The organism is Bacillus sp. AFS037270, assembly GCF_002585305.1.
This window is the reverse complement of sequence record NZ_NUNF01000013.1, coordinates 157666-175044: the sequence shown is the minus strand read 5'-3', so window position 1 is coordinate 175044 and position 17379 is coordinate 157666. Positions and strand designations below refer to the sequence as shown.

Below are 17379 nucleotides of genomic sequence, written 5' to 3'. Positions count from 1 at the left end.
ATTGATTGTCCGAAGGCAAGACATCTTCGGACAGGCCTCGTTGAAAAATGCTATTGATTGTCCGAAACCAAGGCGACTTCGGACAGAAACTGCTGGAAAAAGCTATTGAGTGTCCGAAGGCAAGGCGGCTTTGGACAGAACTCGCTTAAAAAAGCTGTTGAGTGTTCGAAGGCAAAGCGCCTTCGGACTGGACTCGCTGTCAAAATGCTTTGTATTGTCCGAACACAACGCCCATTCGGACAATACCAGCATGGATCCACTGAAGACAGTCCGAATATATAACCCTTATCTTTGTAGTTAATTTCATGACATTCACCTTTTTTTCCCAACTTCATAGAATAAAGTAGTCTATGAAGGAGCGTGAAATTTTACCATGGATAATGGGTTCTTTAAGAACATAGAAAAGAAAACAGGCGTTAATATGAAAGATATTTTTGATTTAGCTAACTCCCTACAAAATGCTAACTTTAAAGATGAAAAAACAGTTCGTAATGTCATCCGAAGAGTTTCACAAATTGCCAACAAACCGGTAAGTAAAGACATGGAAGATCAAATTGTGAAATCGATTATTAACGATGGAAAGCAGCTTGATTTTAATACGATTGCTCAAATGATGAATAAAAAATAAAAAGAGGAATGACCAATTGTTTTTACAAATTGGTCTTCCTCTTTTTATTGATGGGAGCTAAAAATCTGGAACGGTTAGCTTTCTTTCCTCGCCTGTTACTTGGAATGGAGATTAACAGCTCCTCCTTTGCTCTAGTCATCGCTACATAAAATAATCTTCTTTCTTCTTCAAGTGGATCATTATCGCCGGCTCGGTAAGATTCAAGGGCAAAATCGTGCGGTAAGCTGCCGTCTACAGCACTAATCATATAAACCGTTTTATATTCCAGCCCTTTAGCCCGGTGGATGGTACTAAGCGTGATCGCGTCAGTGAAATGTCTGCTCATATTCTTAATTTCCTTATTCATGGCCGACATATGGAGTGCGTGTTCCAACAAAGCCTCTATCGTTGTAAAGCTTTTTGCTGCAACTTTAAGATCTTTTAAGTCATCAGAGCCTTTTTCAAGCTTACTCGATTCATTCCCGCGTTTCTTTAGAAAATCAAGGAATCCAATTTCTTTTTCGATTTGTTCAATCGCAACAGACGGAGATAAATGTTTAAGCCCGCGGATAAGGGTAACCGCCTTTTTTAATTTTTTCTCTTGAAAAGCGTGAGCAGTTTTTAGGTGAGAAAGGGCCTCCAGAAGGCTGCAATCCTTCAGAATGCTTTCGGCTTTTAGGTCTTTAAGGACCGATTGTTTTAAAAATAATAAGGGCAATAAATCGCTCATGGCATTCGGGTCGTCTTCATTTAAACTTACCCTTAGAAAGGCAAGAGCGCTTCTAACGATAAAGCGTTCGTAAAATGCTTCGGCATCTAGATCAATTTTAAAAGGGAGGTTCGAGGCGGCTAATCTTTCAAAGACTGCCCGCGAGCTGACATTTGTCCGATAAAGGATGGCAAAATCTCCGGGTTTTGCACCTTGTGAAATTTTCTCCTGTATATCGGTAACAATCATTGTAGCCTCTTCTTCTTCATCATATGGAAAAAACAATTGAGGAAGGATTCCCGAAGCGTACTGTGCTTCCATGCGTTTTAATCTTCGTTTTTTGTTAAGAGCAATCATTTGATTAGCAGCAGCGACAATTTCATGTGAAGAACGATAATTCTGCTCAAGAGTTACTAATTTTGCCATAGGAAAGTCTTTTTCAAAATCTAAAAGATAACTTGGGTCACTGCCCCTGAATGAGTAGATGGCCTGGTCATCATCACCAACCGCACAGACATTTTTATGTTTGCCAGATAACAGTTTAATCAGCTCATATTGAACCCTGTTTATGTCTTGAAATTCATCAATTAGAAAGTATTGGAACTTATCCTGGTAATACTCTAGAAGGGGAGGAGACGAAATAAATAACTGATAACAGCCAATTAACATATCGTCAAAATCAAATAATCCTTCTTTTTGTTTATATTCTTCATACTTTTTATATAAAAAAACCGCGCTCTCTTCCCAATCAGATGTGGGTTTGACTTCATGCGGCATGAGAAGAGAATTTTTCCAAAAACCAATTTGCTGCAGTGCTAAATCATAAGCAAATTCCTTTTCAGACAATTGGAGGTCTTTCCCAGCCTCTTTAAGGATTTTATCGCGCTGCCAATCCTTCTTGAGTAATTTATTTGAGGACCAATGGGCGGCATCATGGAACATTAAGATTCGATAGAAGATACTGTGAAAGGTACCGGTAACAAGTTGATTGATCTTTCCCCGCTGCATATTTGGATAGGAAAGCAAACGATTTTTCATTTCTGCAGCCGCTTTGGAGGTGAAGGTTACAAGCATAATAGAGCCAGGATCGGCCTGTTTTACCTCGAGCATGTAAGCAGTCCTCGCCGTTAAAACACGTGTTTTTCCGCTCCCTGCTCCTGCTAGGACTAATAATGAGCCATCTGTTTCCATAACGGCATCCACTTGGCTTTTATCAAGAACTACTCCTTTTTCAGCAAGCAGTCTTAAATAGGTTGGCAGTTCCTGTCCAACATTTTTATTAGTTGGTGTATAAGGAAGGGAGTATTCAATCGGTTTAGCATGCTGAAATAGTTCTAGGTTTGCATTTGTCACGGTAATGGTCCGTCCTTGGGGGATTTTAAAACCATTCCGCTCGATATAAAGTGGAGTATCATCCGATTCTATAATGGGATCAGGATCAAGGCATTTTTTTTCGGGTGTATGGACATGAAAAAAATGCGGCTCCATTTGGATTCCAAGAAACAATTTTACCTTTTCCTGACAGGTGGGGCAGTCAAGTTCTCCATTTTTCCCCGCTAAGTAAATTTTTTGGTACTGATCTCGAGCCAATTGTGATAGTGTAATTAGCTGTTGTTGGTAGATAGCTGTTTTCATATATTTAAAACCTCTATTTCACGAAAATAACACATGTTCTATCTTAACAAAACCAGCCAGCTTCGGAAAGTGTTTGATTAATTATCCAGCTAAAAGAAGCACCTGCCAGTTAGTCGGCAAGTGCTTCTGTAGGAATTTGTTTTACCATCGTTTTATGAGGAATACCTGCATCCAAAAATTCTCCCGATACTATCTCATAGCCAAGTCCTGCATAGAAGGGAATCGCATGGGTTTGGGCATTTAGTTTTAGTTTGTGTAAGCCTTGTTTCCGAGCGAAGGTTTCGATGGCATTCATCATTAATCTTCCTGCTCCGGTCTTACGGGCTTCTTTTAACACACAAATTCGTTCGACTTTACCATAACCATCAACAACACGGAATCTACCGGCAGCAAGGGGGGTGGCTGTATCTCCATACATAACAAAATGAGTTGCTTCATCCTCGTATTGGTCTATTTCCTCTTCGATCGGAACATTTTGCTCCTTAACGAAAACAATTTTTCTAATAGAAAAGGCATCTTCAAGTTCTTTTTGGTTTTCAACCACTTTGATTTTCACGTCTTACTATTCCTTTTCAAGCCGAAATGTTTCATATACGGTCCAAGAACCATTTTCTAATTGATAAAGCAGATGAAAGCGGTCAATCGTTTCTTCATGATCAATCTTTGTCATCCGGAGTGAACCATAAACATCAGAGTGTTCATCGTTTGACAGCTTTTGGCCAATCGTAATATGAGGGACAAAGGCATATTCTGTATTTCCATCAATCAATTCTCGATTGATTTCTGAATGTAGGGTGGAAAGCTCGTTCGTTGGTTCCACCTTAAAATAGATTACATTATTTACTGGCTTGAAGGAACTGATTTTCGCCGTTTTTAATGAAAAGGGGCCCGTCTTTTCAGCAATTTTACGTAGTTTATCAGCAAAAATCTTGGCATTTTCTTCTGTTGCTTCAAAAGCACTTTTTAATGTCAAGTGCGGAGGAATAAGAGCATAATGCGGATCGTAACGTTTACGATAAGAATTCACTACATCTTGAAGCTTTTTCGATGGGAAAATGACAACACCAAATTTCATGCGGTTACCTCCAATATTGAGATTATTTTACAAAAACATTGATAAAATCGCTTTCAATCATTATAGCAAATTTTCTAAATACATTAAATAAATTAAAATTTCTATAGAAGTTCTAAAAAAACATTTTAAGCGCCCGCTTTAAATCAGGCTGCCAATAGGTCCATGTATGGGTACCATTAAATTCTTCAAAAAAGTATGTAATTGGTTTTGCTTGTATTTTATTGGCAAGTACTCTGTTTGGACCTAAAAAGTCTTTTACTTTCCCGTCCGTAGTTGGGACCTCTGTTTCTTGAGTTCCAATCACATGATAAATTTCTAAAAGCTGCCCTTCTTTAAAATTTTCTACTAAATTGAGGACGTGCTCATCGACATATGGTGATTGAAGCAATACTTTTCCAAAGGAATGCGGATAGTGGACTGCCGTCATTAAAGAAACAGTGGCTCCAAGAGAGTCACCAATTAATGCCCTGGTGGAACCCATCTGATAGGTTGGAAATTCCTTATCTAGAAAGGGAACTAATTCGTGTGCTAGAAAACGAATATACTGGTGGTTTTGATCACCATCGGGATGGTATTTCCGCCGTCGGTCTTGTACATTCTTATAGGGTACCCCAACAATAATTAAATTTTCAATTTCTTGTTTAAAAAGTAACTCATCTGCTAATCGCCCAATCCGTCCAAGCTGAAAATAATCTCTGCCGTCCTGAGCAATTAACAGTGAGTATTTGAAAAGTGGTGAAAAGTTTGCTGGCAGATAGATAAGAAGCTGCGTGGTTTCTTGTAGTTCTGAGCTATGAAAGGTATATTCTTTGATTGTGCCTTTTGGATACTGCATGGAAATCCCCCCGTAGTTCGTTTGATACAAGTGCATTTTATCATAACTAGAAAGAAGTTGTTAATAGGGAAGGGAATGGTTGTGGGAGGTGGGGTATGTTTAATGGAGGTACGTTCTAGGTGAACGAGTTTCCGGCATAATTGATAAAATGTTTTCGCGTTTAAACGTGCGCACTTGTTTCCGAAGCAGACAATAGGCCCGAATGTAGTCATCGTTTATTTCTTTCACGATTAGCTTTCTTTGGGAAAGCTCTTTGTTCTCAGCAAGATAAATCATTTCAATTGGCAGGTGTTCTTCGATTGAACGAATTAAAAGTCCATCCATGGTAAACACTCCTTTTTCGTTTATAGTTTTATTATAACCGAACATTAGTTCTTTATTCAAGTTAAATGGGAACGTTTGTTCTAAAAAAGTATTTTTTCGAAAAGTTGATTAAAATGGTATTGACATTCTGAGCTTTTTCACTATAATTAGATTTGTAGCTTAATAAGAGATCTGTTAGCTCAGCTGGGAGAGCGCAACCTTGACAGGGTTGAGGTCGGGGGTTCGAACCCCTCACAGGTCATTCATACAAAGCCTTGGTAACCGTTGTGTTACCAAGGTTTTTTTGTATATAACGAAAACTTTATGTCGGAACAATTGTCACCACTTATCCGTGTGTCGGGTAAAAGCCCATTTGGGACATGCACGTTTGGTGGGCCAGGCTGGAATACAGAACAATGACTTTCAAAATGGAACAACTGCATTTTTTCGCATGATTCGCCCAAGATCAAGCAGTTGCGTGGTCTGCTGAAATATCTATAATTCTAAACACCCTAGATTCGCTAAATAAAATAAAAACCCCGGTGAATACCGAGGTTATCTGTTAATCTGTTAACATCATAGGCCTTTTTATAAACTCACCATAATATGTGGTACAGTTCTCATACAAAGGACTAGTTTACTTTTTATACAAAGATATTTAAAATCTCAATGAATACTAAACCAGCTACCGCAATAATTGTTTCTAAAGCAGTCCATGTCATTAATGTTTCTTTCACAGATAGTCCGAAGTATTCTTTAAACATCCAGAAACCTGCATCATTTACATGTGAAGCTATTAATGAGCCAGCACCAGTTGCCAATACAAGAAGTTCAACGTTTGTGCCAGGGACTAAAGCTGCGATTGGAGCAACAATACCTGCTGCTGTCATCATAGAAACAGTTGCGGAACCTGTACAAATACGAATCATTGCAGCAATTCCCCATCCTAGAAGAATAGGTGATACATGAGAAGCTTGTGCTAATTCAGCAATGTAAGTACCAATACCTGAATCCAGTAACACTTTATTGAATGCGCCTCCGCCGCCGATAACTAAGATGATAGAAGCTGTTGGAGCTAAACATTCATTAGTGAATTTTAAGATTTTTTCACGGTTCATGCCACGGAAGAATCCAAGGCTAAAGAATGAGTAAACCGTTGCAATTAATAATGCAGTAACAGCATCCCCAACAAAGTGAAAGAAATTGTATCCAAAACTGCCTTTTTCTTTTCTAATACTAATTCTGATACAGAAGAAGCAAGCATAAGGAGAACTGGAACTAAGATAGTAAAAACTGTATTAAAGAAGCCTGGCAGTTCATGTAATTCTTTAGGAGCGACCATTTGCTCTGCTAATTCTTTTGGAACACCCTTGTGAATACGCTTTCCTATGAAACTACTAAAAACTGGACCAGCTAAGATTGCTGTTGGAAGACCTACAATTATGGAATAAAAAATAGTTTTACCTACATCTGCTTTAAAGATTCCTACCGCTGCCATTGCTGCAGGGTGGGGAGGAACCAATCCATGAACAACAGATAGTCCTGCTACAAGCGGAACACCGATTTTAACAAGTGAGACACCTGTTTGACGAGCAATTGTGAATGCTAGTGGTAATAAAAGAACGAATCCTACTTGGAAGAATACTGAGATACCTACAATAAATCCAACGAACATCATTGCCCAGTGAACTCTTTTTTCCAAAGCGGTTAATTAGTGTTTGAGCAATTCTCTCTGCTCCGCCTGACTCTGCCATCATTTTTCCAAGCATTGTACCTAATCCAAGAACAATGGCAAGGAATCCTAATGTATTTCCCATACCTGTCTTAATTGAATCAATAATACCTGGGTGTTCTGGATCTGGAGCAACGAGCGGCATACCTGTTGCAAGTCCAACGCCAATTGCTGTAATGATTAGAGCTACGAACGGGTTCAGCTTTGCCCAAGTAATCAACAGCAATAAAACGACTACAGCGGCTAGAACAATAAGTAATAACATATAAATCCCCCTGTGTAAAAATTTAAATAACCTAATATGAAAGCACTTACATTTTCTATCCCGATTATACGGAAAAATATTTCTTTAATCAATTAGTTTTTTTAAAAAAAATTTAACAATTTATGTCATACAAAAAACTAAGAGGAACCGCCTAGTGAAAGGCGGTGATGACACATAAACTACTTCTCTTACAAATTTTGGACTTTTTCAATGAATAGTTTTGCTAGTTTCTGAACTTCTTCATAGTTATCAGGTTCAATATCTTTTGTCAGAACGCTGCCAATCCCCACGGCAAAGCTGCCTTTTTGGAGCCATTCCCTTACATTATCTAAGTTGACTCCGCCTGACGGCATTAGGTTAATATTAGGCAGAGGTCCTTTGATAGTCTCGATATAGGATGTACCTGCGAGACCGCCGGGGAAGACCTTTACCACGTCAACGCCTGTTTTTAATGCCTCAACCATCTCGGTCGCCGTTAAACATCCTGGCATGTAAGGGATGGAATAAAGATTACAAATTTTACTAATCTCTTGTGAAAAATGAGGACTTACGATATACTCAGCACCATTCAACATAGCGATTCGAGCAGTTTCTGGATCTAAGACCGTTCCTGCTCCAATGACTGCATTCGATTTTATTGTTTCATCGGAAAGCATTTTAATGACTTCCAGGGCACCTGGAGTAGTAAAAGTTACTTCTATATTTTTAATCCCTCCTTTAATGCAAGCCTTTGAAATTTCATATGCATCATTTGCATTTCTACCTCTGACAACAGCGACAACTTTTCCTTTTTGAATTTTATTTAAAATATCATATTTTTTTAACATCTTATTCACCTCTATTAATCTATAATTCTGACTGCACCCATAGCTGCAGAAGCTGAACTAGCTGAATATAATCTTAAGAATTTACTAGCTTCATGTTTAAGTATTTCGAGATGCTCTTTTCTCATAGCAAGTTCTTGATCCCTTACATTTACTGACAGCATTCGATTCGCAATATCTATTTCAATAATGTCCCCGTCACGAACAAGGGCAATATTACCTGCTTCCGCAGCTTCCGGGCTGACATACCCAATGGAAAGACCTGCAGACGCTCCTGAAAATCTTCCGTCAGTAATTAGAGCGATTTTCTTAAACTTACCTAATACTTCCGTACAACGGTGCAGCTCTCTCATACCAGGACCGCCTTTTGGTCCTTCATAACGGATAACGACTGCATCGCCTTCATTAATGCCTCCCGAATCAAATACCTCAAGGAATTCTTCTTCAGAGTCGAAGACTTTTGCAGGACCAGAAAACTTTCTGAGCTCTTCAGGAATTGCCGATTGTTTAACAAGTGCACCTTGTGAAGCAAGATTTCCTTTTAAAACAGCAATTCCGCCTTCCTGGTCAATCGGCTTATCTAATGTATATATGATTTCACGATCTAATACTTTGGAACCCTTAATGTTTTCACGAACTGTCTTCCCGGTAACAGTCAATGCATCCAAATTTAAATATGGTGACAGTTCGTTCATTAGTGCCGGAATTCCACCTGCTCTTTGTAGATCGTTGGTAGTAAATTCATTATTGTTTGGTGTAACCCCAGCAATAAAAGGTACTTTCCGGCTGATTTCATCAAATAAATCAAAAGGTAGTTCCACTCCTGCTTCTTGGGCAATTGCTGGGAGGTGCAGACAGGCATTTAAGGAACCACCCATGGCTAGAAGTACGGAAATAGCATTCTTGAAGGCATCACCCGTTAAGATATCAATTGGTCTAATTCCTTTTTTGACTAATTCAACTGCTTGCCGTCCAGCATCTTCAGCGGCATCTAACTGCTCATCTGAAAGAGCTTGCATCCAGGATGATTTAGGCATTGCCATCCCTAAAGCTTCAGATAGACCTTGCATGGTGTTAGCGGTACCTAAGAAAGGACATGCTCCGGCACTTGGATAATACTTTTTCGTAACTTCTACTAACCCTTTTTCATCTAATTCTCCTGCAAGGAATTTCTGACGTGCCACTTTAGATTCTTTCGGTTTAATATGATTTGGCATTACACCACCAAGAACGACAAGACTTGGTAGGTTTAGTCGAGCTGCAGCCATTAGCATTCCAGGAACAATTTTGTCACAAGAACTCAGTACAACCATTCCGTCAAAGATACCGTGAGCATTCACCATCGTCTCTACACTGTCTGCGATAACCTCCCTGCTTGGAAGGGAATATTTCATACCATCATGGCCTTGAGCAATTCCATCACAAACGGCTATTGTATTAAATTCAAGTGGGAGCCCTCCAGCTTCGATTACACCTTTTTTAACACGATCTGCGAGCTCCCTTAAATGAACATGACCAGGTACAATTTCATTCCAAGAGTTGGCTATGGCAATCACAGGTCTGTCCATTTTATTGTAATCTACCCCACAGGAACATAAATGTGCTTTTAAAATTGCCCGTGTATAAGGCTTTATTGTAGAAATGCGGTTTTTCTCCATACCATATTCATCCTCTCTATTTAATCCATTTTTTCTGAAAATCAGCTATTTCGTCATACTCATTTTCTAAAAGTCTAGAAACTCGAATATAAATTTTTATAAGGTCCTGATAAATTTCAATATTTTCTTCTGATGGTTCATGTTCATAAGTAGATCCAACCAAATCTGACATGATAGAGAAGTCCTCAATTTCCCCAAGAGCATACATTCCTAGAACAACAGCCCCTAAGCAAGAACTTTCAAAGCTTTCGGGAACTACTACCTTTTGGTTAAAAATATCGGCCATCATTTGTCGCCATAACTCTGATCTTGCAAATCCACCTGTAGCCTGAATTTTGTTTGGTACGCCAATCATTTCTTGAAGAGCGAGTAGGACGGTATAAAGATTTAATATAACTCCTTCTAACACGGCTCTTACCATATGCTCTCGTTTATGGTGGAGTCCAAGACCGAAAAATGAGCCTCTTGCATTGGAGTTCCAAATCGGTGCCCGCTCACCCGCAAGATATGGATGGAAGATAAGGCCATCCGCACCCGGTGAAACACGGGAAGCAATTTTTGTTAACACTTCATAAGGGTCGATTCCGAGGCGCTTTGCGGTTTCTACTTCAGCAGAAGCGAGTTCATCTCTAACCCACCTAAATGTCATTCCGCCATTATTTACAGGCCCGCCAATGACCCAGTGTTTTTCAGTCAATGCATAACAGAAAATCCTTCCTTTCGGATCTGTAACTGGTTTATTTGTAACCGTTCTGATTGCACCACTTGTCCCAATTGTGACAGCAACAACACCTGGGTCTATCGCATTAACCCCTAGATTAGACAACACACCATCACTTGCTCCTACAACAAACGGAGTTTCTTTTGAAATATCCATTTCACAGGCATATTCGTCTTTTAGCCCCGTTAAATAGAATGTGGTCGGCACTGGTTCCGATAATTGATTACTTGAAATCCCGGCAACCTTTAAAGCTTCTTTATCCCATGAGAGATTTTCTAAATTAAACATACCCATAGCTGAGGCAATGGAGTGGTCGACAATATATCTGTCAAAGAATTTATAAAAGACATATTCCTTTATACCAATAAATTTACTGGTTCTAGAAAATAGATCCTGATGCTCAGTCCTTAACCATGCAATTTTGGTTAACGGTGACATTGGATGAATAGGAGTGCCTGTCCTAGAGTAAATATCAAGCCCATTCATTTCATTTTTTATTTTCTCTGCCCACCTTGTTGCCCGGCTATCTGCCCAAGTTATACAGCGGGTAAGTGGTTTTCCGTTTGCATCGACAGCAATCACGCTATGCATGGCAGAACTGAACGATACAAGTTTAAGGTCATCTGATTTAATACCCCCTTTGTACACAGAAAATTTTATTGCTTCTACTACTGCTTGAAATATTTCATCTGGATTCTGCTCCGCAATTGAGGGAGCAGGACTATAAAGCGGATACTCAACATGATGCATACTGATTACAGACCCATCTTTCTTAAAAAGCACGGCTTTCGTACTAGTTGTTCCAATATCAACGCCTAAATAATAGGATGACTTAGTCACTCTTACACCTTCCTTAAGTTTGTTTTTTTTTTAAATGAATTTCATTTTGAACATTAAAAAATATTTCATCAAAAAATAATGTAAAATAAAAAAAATTTCTACAAAGCTATTATACTAAATGTTACATCTTTAGGAACCGTTTTCACAAAATGTTAATAATTTTTATCTTTTGCCTTAACATCCCGTCAAATCAAATCAGCTTTCTCAAAAGAAGAAGCAGGGAACGAATCTGAAATAAAACTGGGGAAAAAGCTGTTTTTTGAAGAAACATTCGGCAATGAAGTTTTTTTAACGATATTATGGGGCTATTTGATGGATCCTTCTCAATAGGGAACATAACAATGGCTCTAATAAAACTGGGGGGGAAAGGGAACGACAAATTTAAAGGTCGAGGCAGCAAAATCCTTTCATGTCCTTGCAATGGTGAATAATACAGCATCTTATTTACTCATACAAAAATGAAAAGTATCAAAGAATTAATTGAGGAATTTACCGATGCAGAAGTAATTAAGTGGCCGCGGGGAAGTAATGATACAACGATTGATTTTAAAAATAATCCAGTCCAGATTCCAGATAGTTTAACTTTACGAGATCACCCGTATGGTTGGAGCGGGCAGGGGCAGATTGGTCCTTTTAAAGGCCATTAATAATGCTCACTCGCAGAATATGGATACTGTATCCCAATCGGAAATTAGTGAACCTGTTTTAAATTTTCAAAAGGAAGTTTATTTGAGGACAATTCTTCAGAAAGCTTCAAATAAAACTTGTATATTTTTAGTGCCTTGAAGGGTAACAGCCTTCATTATAAACCTTCAAGAATAGAAATTGTTTTCAAGACCTTCATATACTTGTATGTTCATAAATCAAACATTAATCAACCTAGTCCAGCCTGAGGATACAATAATAATGTAACTAGTAGAGAACCCGCCATAAGTAAAACGTAGCATATGCCTGCCAGCCGGACCAGTTTAATGAAAGTTCCATGAGTTCTTCCTTCGAAGGCTTTTTCTCCGAACCCCTCAAGAACTTAATGGCATTATGCAAACCGACATCATCTATCGGAAAAGCTGTCGGAAATCGTAAGCAGCGCATTAATACGTAATTGGCTGTCCATGGACCAATCCCGCGTATCTTAATCAAACTTTTTTCAGCGTCTTTAAAATCCATTGCTAATAGTTTTTCTTTAGAAAGTTCACCACTGTCCATTAACTTAGCAATGCCAATAATATATTCACTCTTTCTCACAGTCATTTTAATATCCGCTAAGTCCTCCGGTGTTAATTTAGCAATTTGTTTATAGGTAGGGAAGGTCCAATATTTCTTACCATTGAATTCTATAGACTCCCCAAATCTTTCAACAAACTGTTTTTTTAGAGTGTAGGCAAACGCTAAATTAATTTGCTGCCCTAAAACGCCCCAACAAAGGGCCTCGAACAAGTCGGTCACACCAATCACCCTTAATCCGCGGAATTCCTGGGCTGGTTTTTCAAGCAGCGGGTCTTCTTTGGCCATTCTGTAAAATGGAGATAAGTCCCGGTCTAAGTCAAACCATTCCCAAATGAAACTAAAAACTTTTTTCAATTCTTTTTCATCTGGTGTAGAATCTATAAACTGAACAATCATTTGGTTATTATCATTTAGGTACATTTCAACAAGTCTGTTGGCTACCCCTGAATGAACTACTCTTGTAATCACATTATTTTCAATGTCAAACATGCATTCATTCTTATTCCGTCCTAAATAGCCAAGATTTGCAGCCATATTAAAGTCTAGCGGTAAATGAATATAAAGCTTATCATTACCGTCAAACCAATGATTTTCTCTTACGTTTGTCAAAATAATCACCCGCATTCTTTTACTATTATTATCACAAAAAATGATTTCGTAATCTTGCTTTTCTATTTGCAAAACAGGCTATTTTTATTTGGGGTGCGTTATAATACGGTTAGAGGTGGAACAATGAGTGGACAAAAAGGTTTTGATAACGGAATGATAACAGCTGAAAAATGGCAGGCAATTATCGAAAACGACGCTTCGTATAATGGTTTATTTTTTTACGCGGTAAAAACCACAGGGATATTTTGTAAACCTTCCTGCAAGTCACGAGTTCCCAAAAAAGATAATGTTAGAATCTTTCAAAGTGCAGAAGAAGCCTTTGCAGCCAACTTCCGTCCGTGTAAACGCTGTAAGCCCAATGAAAAAAACTTGCCTGACCAACAATGGATCAATATGATTACTAATTTTATCAATGAAAATTATAATAGCAAATTGACGCTTGAAACGCTTGCGGACATCAGTCATGGAAGTCCCTATCATTTGCAGAGAACCTTTAAAAAAGTAAAAGGGATGACACCTGTTGAATATATTCAAGAAGTCAGGATCATAAAGGCTAAAGACCTTTTAATGAAGTCTGACAGAGCAGTTACTGAAATATCTAGAATGGCAGGTATCCCTAATACACCTTATTTTATTACACTTTTTAAAAAGAAGACGGGAGAAACACCTGCACAATACCGTCAGTCAAAATGTAACACGGAGGAATGGGAAAGTGAAATCTCAGACTAAGCCGACTATCTATTGGTCAATATTAAACTATAAAGATTGGAAGATGTACATTGCGGCTACCTCAAAGGGACTTTGCTTTGTAGGTTCACAGGGTATGCCATTTGAGGAATTAGCTGAATGGGCAGCGAAACGCTTTCCCGGAAGTCCTATTGTTGAAAGTCGGGAAGAACTCAAGCAATATGAGAATGAACTTGTTGAATACCTAGATGGCAAACGGAAATGCTTTACCATTCCGTTTGATTACAATGGAACAGACTTTCAACTATCGGTGTGGACCGCTTTGAGTGAGATCCCCTACGGAGAAACTAGATCTTATTCCGAAATAGCCAATACCATAAACAAACCCGCTGCCGTTCGGGCTGTTGGTACAGCAATTGGCGTTAACCCCATTTTAATAACGGTTCCTTGCCATCGTGTAGTAGGAAAGAACGGAGCGTTGACTGGTTATCGGGGGGGTTTAGAGATGAAGACTCGACTTCTGGAGTTGGAACGACAAGGATTATCACAATAAGAAAAGCGGAAGCGCCTTGGTCAGCCCCGACAAGCNNCTTTTTAACCTTTTGGACGGATTGGCTGTAGACCATCGAGGGGCTAGGCGCAGGAGCTAGACAATTCTCAAAGTCAAAAACTTATATACTCTCTAATCTCATAAAAAAAGGTGTCAAACAACTTATAATCATCAGTTGTTTGACACCTTTTACAAGTTTAAGTTTCTTTTTCAGTTAATGAATTGCTTTACGCAAATTGAAACCTCTATCTGCAAGTGGGAGTAGACTATCCGCAAATTGAAATACTCTATCCGCAAGTAGGAGTAGCTTAACCGCAAGTTGAGACACTCTATCTGCAAATTGTCTTATTTATTCTCTGCTTTTTCTAACATATCTATCATTTCATGTGCATCATGGCTTAGGTTTAATTTGGCATTGGATGATAAATAGGCCTGATTCGTTTTCTTGGTTAATTCAGAAGCGAATTTTTCTACAAAAGTCAGTGCAGTATCAACCGAACCTTTTTCTAAGTGGAATTGCGCCTGTTTCAGGGAATTTTCTAACAGTGGAATAATAGGTCCAGATAACTCCCCATTTGCTTCGTATTCCTTGATCTTATTTTCTAAAACCGACAACACACCAGGTGTCCAGTATACATTGATTGGAACGTTAGCCCAGTTGGTATCACTTCCAAAATAAAAGCTTGGGTAAGAAGGCTGATTATAGGCTGTGTTCTGCCTAGCTACTTCCGCGCGATATTGAGGATCATGCATTAATGTATACAATTTATGATTTGTCACTTCCGTGCTGAGGTAAACCCGGATGGCAGAACTATCGGCAGTACGGACAAGGAGTTCCTCACGCCAGTCACCGAATATATCAGCTACTAACCCGGGATTTCCCTTTGTATCATTATTAGTTCTTGTACCCTCAGCAGTGAGCACAGTACCTTTCTTCCAATCTTTAATAGTAGGAGTGACATCACGTGCCCCGTCTACAATCTGTGTAGTCATATCTGCAGCCCACTTAATATTCATATTAGTTCCTGGTGCAGTATTACTAATTTTTTGTCCATCCGCAGTCCATAAACCAACAGCCCATGTTTCTAAACCAGGATGTGATGGATCAACGTCTCCAACCATACCTCGTCCAGTATCTTTACCGGTATAGCCGCCATAAATAGTTTTCCCTGTTTTTGCATCACGCAGTGAATAGCCATATGGAGCCCAGGCAGCACCTTCGTGGACCATAAAAATCTCCATGCCAGGGCGGTTTGGATCGATATCTGTCACATGAAGGGCATCTCCATGACCAAGTCGAGCGGTAGTTCCAGGTGCTGCACTTTGAGGAGGCATAGTGTCTTTGGAGCTATACATTAAGGATCCATCATCGTCGATGGTTGCTCCACCATAAACAATTTCTTGCTTTCCATCCCCGTCAACATCTGCAGCACTTAGTGAATGGGCTCCTTGGGTAGTAATCGAACCATATACAGGGTCTGTACCGTTTCTGCCATGAGGACCATCATTAAATGGATTAGTCATTGGTGTCCATCCGCTGTCAACCGCCCAGTTTTCCTTCAGTTTTTTTCCATCCCAGCTGTATGTAACCAGATTGGTTCTTGTGTAATAACCGCGGCCAAAAACAGCATAAGGCTTTTCACCATCCAGGTAAGCTACACTTGCAAGGAACCGGTCGACACGGTTTCCCGGCTCAATCCTTGCCATCGCGTAGTCTCCCCACATCAAGCCATCGTCATAACGTCCAGGTTTATAGTCAATGGTATCCATTTCGTCACCTGTTTCACCATTAAAGACAGACAAATACTCAGGGCCGTCAACAATAAAACCTTCAAAGTTTCTTAGCTTGTTATTGCTGCTTCGGCTGGGGGCATATACATCCATAAAATAATCTGCTAAGCTTTTGGCATCTTCTTTCGAAAGTGGATAGCTATATTTCTTTTCGATTCCGAAACACTCTTCCAGTGTTTTTGGCCAATGCCCATTCATTACCTCTTCTTGCTTCTCCCAGTTCATAAACATTTTAACCACATGATTATAATAATCTTCTTTGCTCATTCGATAATCATCAGTATTGCTGTATCCAGCCTCAATGTCTTTTTGCTGCATGGTGATATATTTTTCAGAGGTGATGTTTCCTGCTTGGTCGTATTTAATCACCTTTGTTCCTGGCGCAGTTTTGAACATGATTTCCGATTTTCCGTCCCCATCAAAATCATATACAAGGAACTGGGTATAATGGGCGCCGGAACGAATATTTACTCCTAAATCAATTCGATAGAGGAGAGTGCCGTCAAGCTTATAGCAATCAATATACGTATTGCCGGTGTAGCCTACTTGTGATACATCCTTGGCATTAGAAGGATACCATTTGACGAAAAATTCGTATTTCCCGTCGCCGTCAACATCTCCAACGCTCATATCATTAGCCGAATAAGTGTAGGTTTCACCAGCTGGGGTTACTCCGTCTGCTGGTTTTTTTAGAGCCAAATCATAGTAGGCTTGCCCCCATGCTGTGACGGAAGCACTCTGGTCTAATTCTTTACCGTCTAAAACGGAACTTACATAGTATTTAGATGTAGTACTTCCGCCTTTATCTAAGAAGTTGGTACTGTCCGTTACCGTTGCGATCTTTTTCCCGTCGCGATAGACATTAAAATCCACACCAGTTAATCCTGTTTTAGAAGATCCTTTTACTTCATTTGCCAGCAGGCGCCAGCTTAAAAAAACCCCTTCAGATGTAGAGGCGGCTACTAAACCACGATCAAGGTATTCTAACTGTACTCCTTTTCCCTGGAACTTGGTTGAAGGTTGGTTGTTTTGGACCCCGCTGGCAGTGGCGGTTGAAACACTTGTTAATAGCAGGGGTAATGCGATTGTGGTAGATAATAGCTTTTTAGTGATAGAGCGTTTTTTCAAATTTTTATCCTCCTAAAAATTTCTTTTCGAAAAGTTGGCAGGTATGATTACGCTTACAATAAGGTGAATGAATCACCTCTCCCTCTTTAAATATCAAACGTAAGTGGATTCTAGGTTGAGAAAAATCATCTTCATTATATTTTAATTATTTTGAATACTTAATTTAAAATTCCGTTATTTTTG

The 17379-nt window shown here is 39.3% G+C and carries 14 protein-coding genes, 1 tRNA gene and 1 pseudogene; 5 read left to right on the top strand and 11 right to left on the bottom strand.

Annotated features, from left to right (window positions below; translation table 11 throughout):
* The first annotated feature begins 373 nt into the window (after positions 1 to 373).
* Positions 374 to 628 (top strand): sporulation-specific transcription regulator SpoVIF, encoded by a 255-nt coding sequence (spoVIF, locus tag COD92_RS06765; protein ID WP_098528385.1) that lies wholly within the window; start codon positions 374 to 376, stop codon positions 626 to 628.
* A 22-nt stretch (positions 629 to 650) separates the two neighbouring features.
* Here the strand turns inward: spoVIF and COD92_RS06760 are convergent, their stop codons facing one another.
* From COD92_RS06760 to COD92_RS06740, 5 genes are all read right to left on the bottom strand, one after another.
* The gene (locus tag COD92_RS06760) at positions 651 to 2951 is read right to left on the bottom strand and encodes a UvrD-helicase domain-containing protein (RefSeq protein ID WP_098528386.1); all 2301 of its coding nucleotides are present in this window, start codon (positions 2949 to 2951) and stop codon (positions 651 to 653) included.
* A 109-nt stretch (positions 2952 to 3060) separates the two neighbouring features.
* On the bottom strand, positions 3061 to 3507 hold the full coding sequence (locus COD92_RS06755) for a GNAT family N-acetyltransferase (RefSeq protein ID WP_098528387.1): 447 nt from the start codon (positions 3505 to 3507) through the stop codon (positions 3061 to 3063).
* Between the two features lie 6 nt (positions 3508 to 3513).
* Positions 3514 to 4026, bottom strand: a complete 513-nt coding sequence (locus tag COD92_RS06750) for a YjcG family protein (protein ID WP_098528388.1) — start codon at positions 4024 to 4026, stop codon at positions 3514 to 3516.
* 112 nt (positions 4027 to 4138) lie between these two features.
* A complete protein-coding gene (locus tag COD92_RS06745) occupies positions 4139 to 4861 on the bottom strand; it encodes an alpha/beta hydrolase (RefSeq protein ID WP_098528389.1) in 723 nt (240 codons plus the stop codon).
* A gap of 99 nt (positions 4862 to 4960) precedes the next feature.
* Entirely contained in the window at positions 4961 to 5185 is a 225-nt protein-coding gene (locus COD92_RS06740; RefSeq protein WP_098528390.1) for a WYL domain-containing protein, read from the bottom strand.
* 168 nt (positions 5186 to 5353) lie between these two features.
* Here COD92_RS06740 and COD92_RS06735 point away from each other — a divergent pair.
* Positions 5354 to 5426: transfer RNA gene (locus tag COD92_RS06735), tRNA-Val, on the top strand.
* Positions 5427 to 5808: 382 nt separating this feature from the next.
* Here the strand turns inward: COD92_RS06735 and COD92_RS06730 are convergent.
* The 4 genes and pseudogenes from COD92_RS06730 to gntK all read right to left on the bottom strand — a co-directional run bounded on the left by COD92_RS06730 (position 5809) and on the right by gntK (position 11204).
* Positions 5809 to 7161, bottom strand: a pseudogene (locus COD92_RS06730) (GntP family permease).
* A gap of 188 nt (positions 7162 to 7349) precedes the next feature.
* Positions 7350 to 7988, bottom strand: a complete 639-nt coding sequence (locus COD92_RS06725; protein WP_098528392.1) for a bifunctional 2-keto-4-hydroxyglutarate aldolase/2-keto-3-deoxy-6-phosphogluconate aldolase — start codon at positions 7986 to 7988, stop codon at positions 7350 to 7352.
* A gap of 14 nt (positions 7989 to 8002) precedes the next feature.
* On the bottom strand, positions 8003 to 9643 hold the full coding sequence (gene ilvD, locus COD92_RS06720; protein ID WP_098995974.1) for a dihydroxy-acid dehydratase: 1641 nt from the start codon (positions 9641 to 9643) through the stop codon (positions 8003 to 8005).
* Between the two features lie 16 nt (positions 9644 to 9659).
* Positions 9660 to 11204: a gluconokinase gene (gene gntK, locus COD92_RS06715; RefSeq protein WP_098995973.1), complete on the bottom strand. Its 1545-nt coding sequence runs from the start codon at positions 11202 to 11204 to the stop codon at positions 9660 to 9662.
* Between the two features lie 458 nt (positions 11205 to 11662).
* Between gntK and COD92_RS06710 the strand changes: the two genes are divergently transcribed.
* The gene (locus tag COD92_RS06710) at positions 11663 to 11851 is read left to right on the top strand and encodes a hypothetical protein (RefSeq protein WP_098528395.1); all 189 of its coding nucleotides are present in this window, start codon (positions 11663 to 11665) and stop codon (positions 11849 to 11851) included.
* Positions 11852 to 12116: 265 nt separating this feature from the next.
* On the opposite strand, the gene COD92_RS06705 is transcribed toward COD92_RS06710, so the two are convergent.
* The gene (locus COD92_RS06705; RefSeq protein WP_483295669.1) at positions 12117 to 12965 is read right to left on the bottom strand and encodes a DNA-3-methyladenine glycosylase family protein; all 849 of its coding nucleotides are present in this window, start codon (positions 12963 to 12965) and stop codon (positions 12117 to 12119) included.
* Positions 12966 to 13163: 198 nt separating this feature from the next.
* Between COD92_RS06705 and COD92_RS06700 the strand changes: the two genes are divergently transcribed.
* Entirely contained in the window at positions 13164 to 13769 is a 606-nt protein-coding gene (locus tag COD92_RS06700) for a bifunctional transcriptional activator/DNA repair enzyme AdaA (protein WP_098995972.1), read from the top strand.
* Positions 13753 to 14280, top strand: a complete 528-nt coding sequence (locus tag COD92_RS06695) for a methylated-DNA--[protein]-cysteine S-methyltransferase (RefSeq protein ID WP_098528397.1) — start codon at positions 13753 to 13755, stop codon at positions 14278 to 14280. The genes COD92_RS06700 and COD92_RS06695 overlap by 17 nt, the downstream gene beginning before the upstream one ends.
* Positions 14281 to 14622: 342 nt before the next feature.
* Here COD92_RS06695 and COD92_RS06690 read toward each other — a convergent pair whose 3' ends face one another.
* Positions 14623 to 17196 carry a rhamnogalacturonan lyase gene (locus COD92_RS06690; protein WP_098995971.1) on the bottom strand — a complete coding sequence of 858 codons (2574 nt, stop codon included), beginning with the start codon at positions 17194 to 17196 and terminating at the stop codon, positions 14623 to 14625.
* Positions 17197 to 17379 lie beyond the last annotated feature (183 nt).

What these genes read in the sequence shown, in the direction of transcription:
- COD92_RS06725 (WP_098528392.1), bottom strand. Translation starts at nt 7,988, where the DNA reads ATGTTAAAAAAATATGATATTTTAAATAAAATTCAAAAAGGAAAAGTT.
- COD92_RS06705 (WP_483295669.1), bottom strand. Translation starts at nt 12,965, where the DNA reads ATGGCTGCAAATCTTGGCTATTTAGGACGGAATAAGAATGAATGCATG.
- COD92_RS06760 (WP_098528386.1), bottom strand. Translation starts at nt 2,951, where the DNA reads ATGAAAACAGCTATCTACCAACAACAGCTAATTACACTATCACAATTG.
- COD92_RS06700 (WP_098995972.1), top strand. Translation starts at nt 13,164, where the DNA reads ATGAGTGGACAAAAAGGTTTTGATAACGGAATGATAACAGCTGAAAAA.
- COD92_RS06710 (WP_098528395.1), top strand. Translation starts at nt 11,663, where the DNA reads ATGAAAAGTATCAAAGAATTAATTGAGGAATTTACCGATGCAGAAGTA.
- COD92_RS06745 (WP_098528389.1), bottom strand. Translation starts at nt 4,861, where the DNA reads ATGCAGTATCCAAAAGGCACAATCAAAGAATATACCTTTCATAGCTCA.
- COD92_RS06740 (WP_098528390.1), bottom strand. Translation starts at nt 5,185, where the DNA reads ATGGATGGACTTTTAATTCGTTCAATCGAAGAACACCTGCCAATTGAA.
- spoVIF (WP_098528385.1), top strand. Translation starts at nt 374, where the DNA reads ATGGATAATGGGTTCTTTAAGAACATAGAAAAGAAAACAGGCGTTAAT.
- COD92_RS06750 (WP_098528388.1), bottom strand. Translation starts at nt 4,026, where the DNA reads ATGAAATTTGGTGTTGTCATTTTCCCATCGAAAAAGCTTCAAGATGTA.
- ilvD (WP_098995974.1), bottom strand. Translation starts at nt 9,643, where the DNA reads ATGGAGAAAAACCGCATTTCTACAATAAAGCCTTATACACGGGCAATT.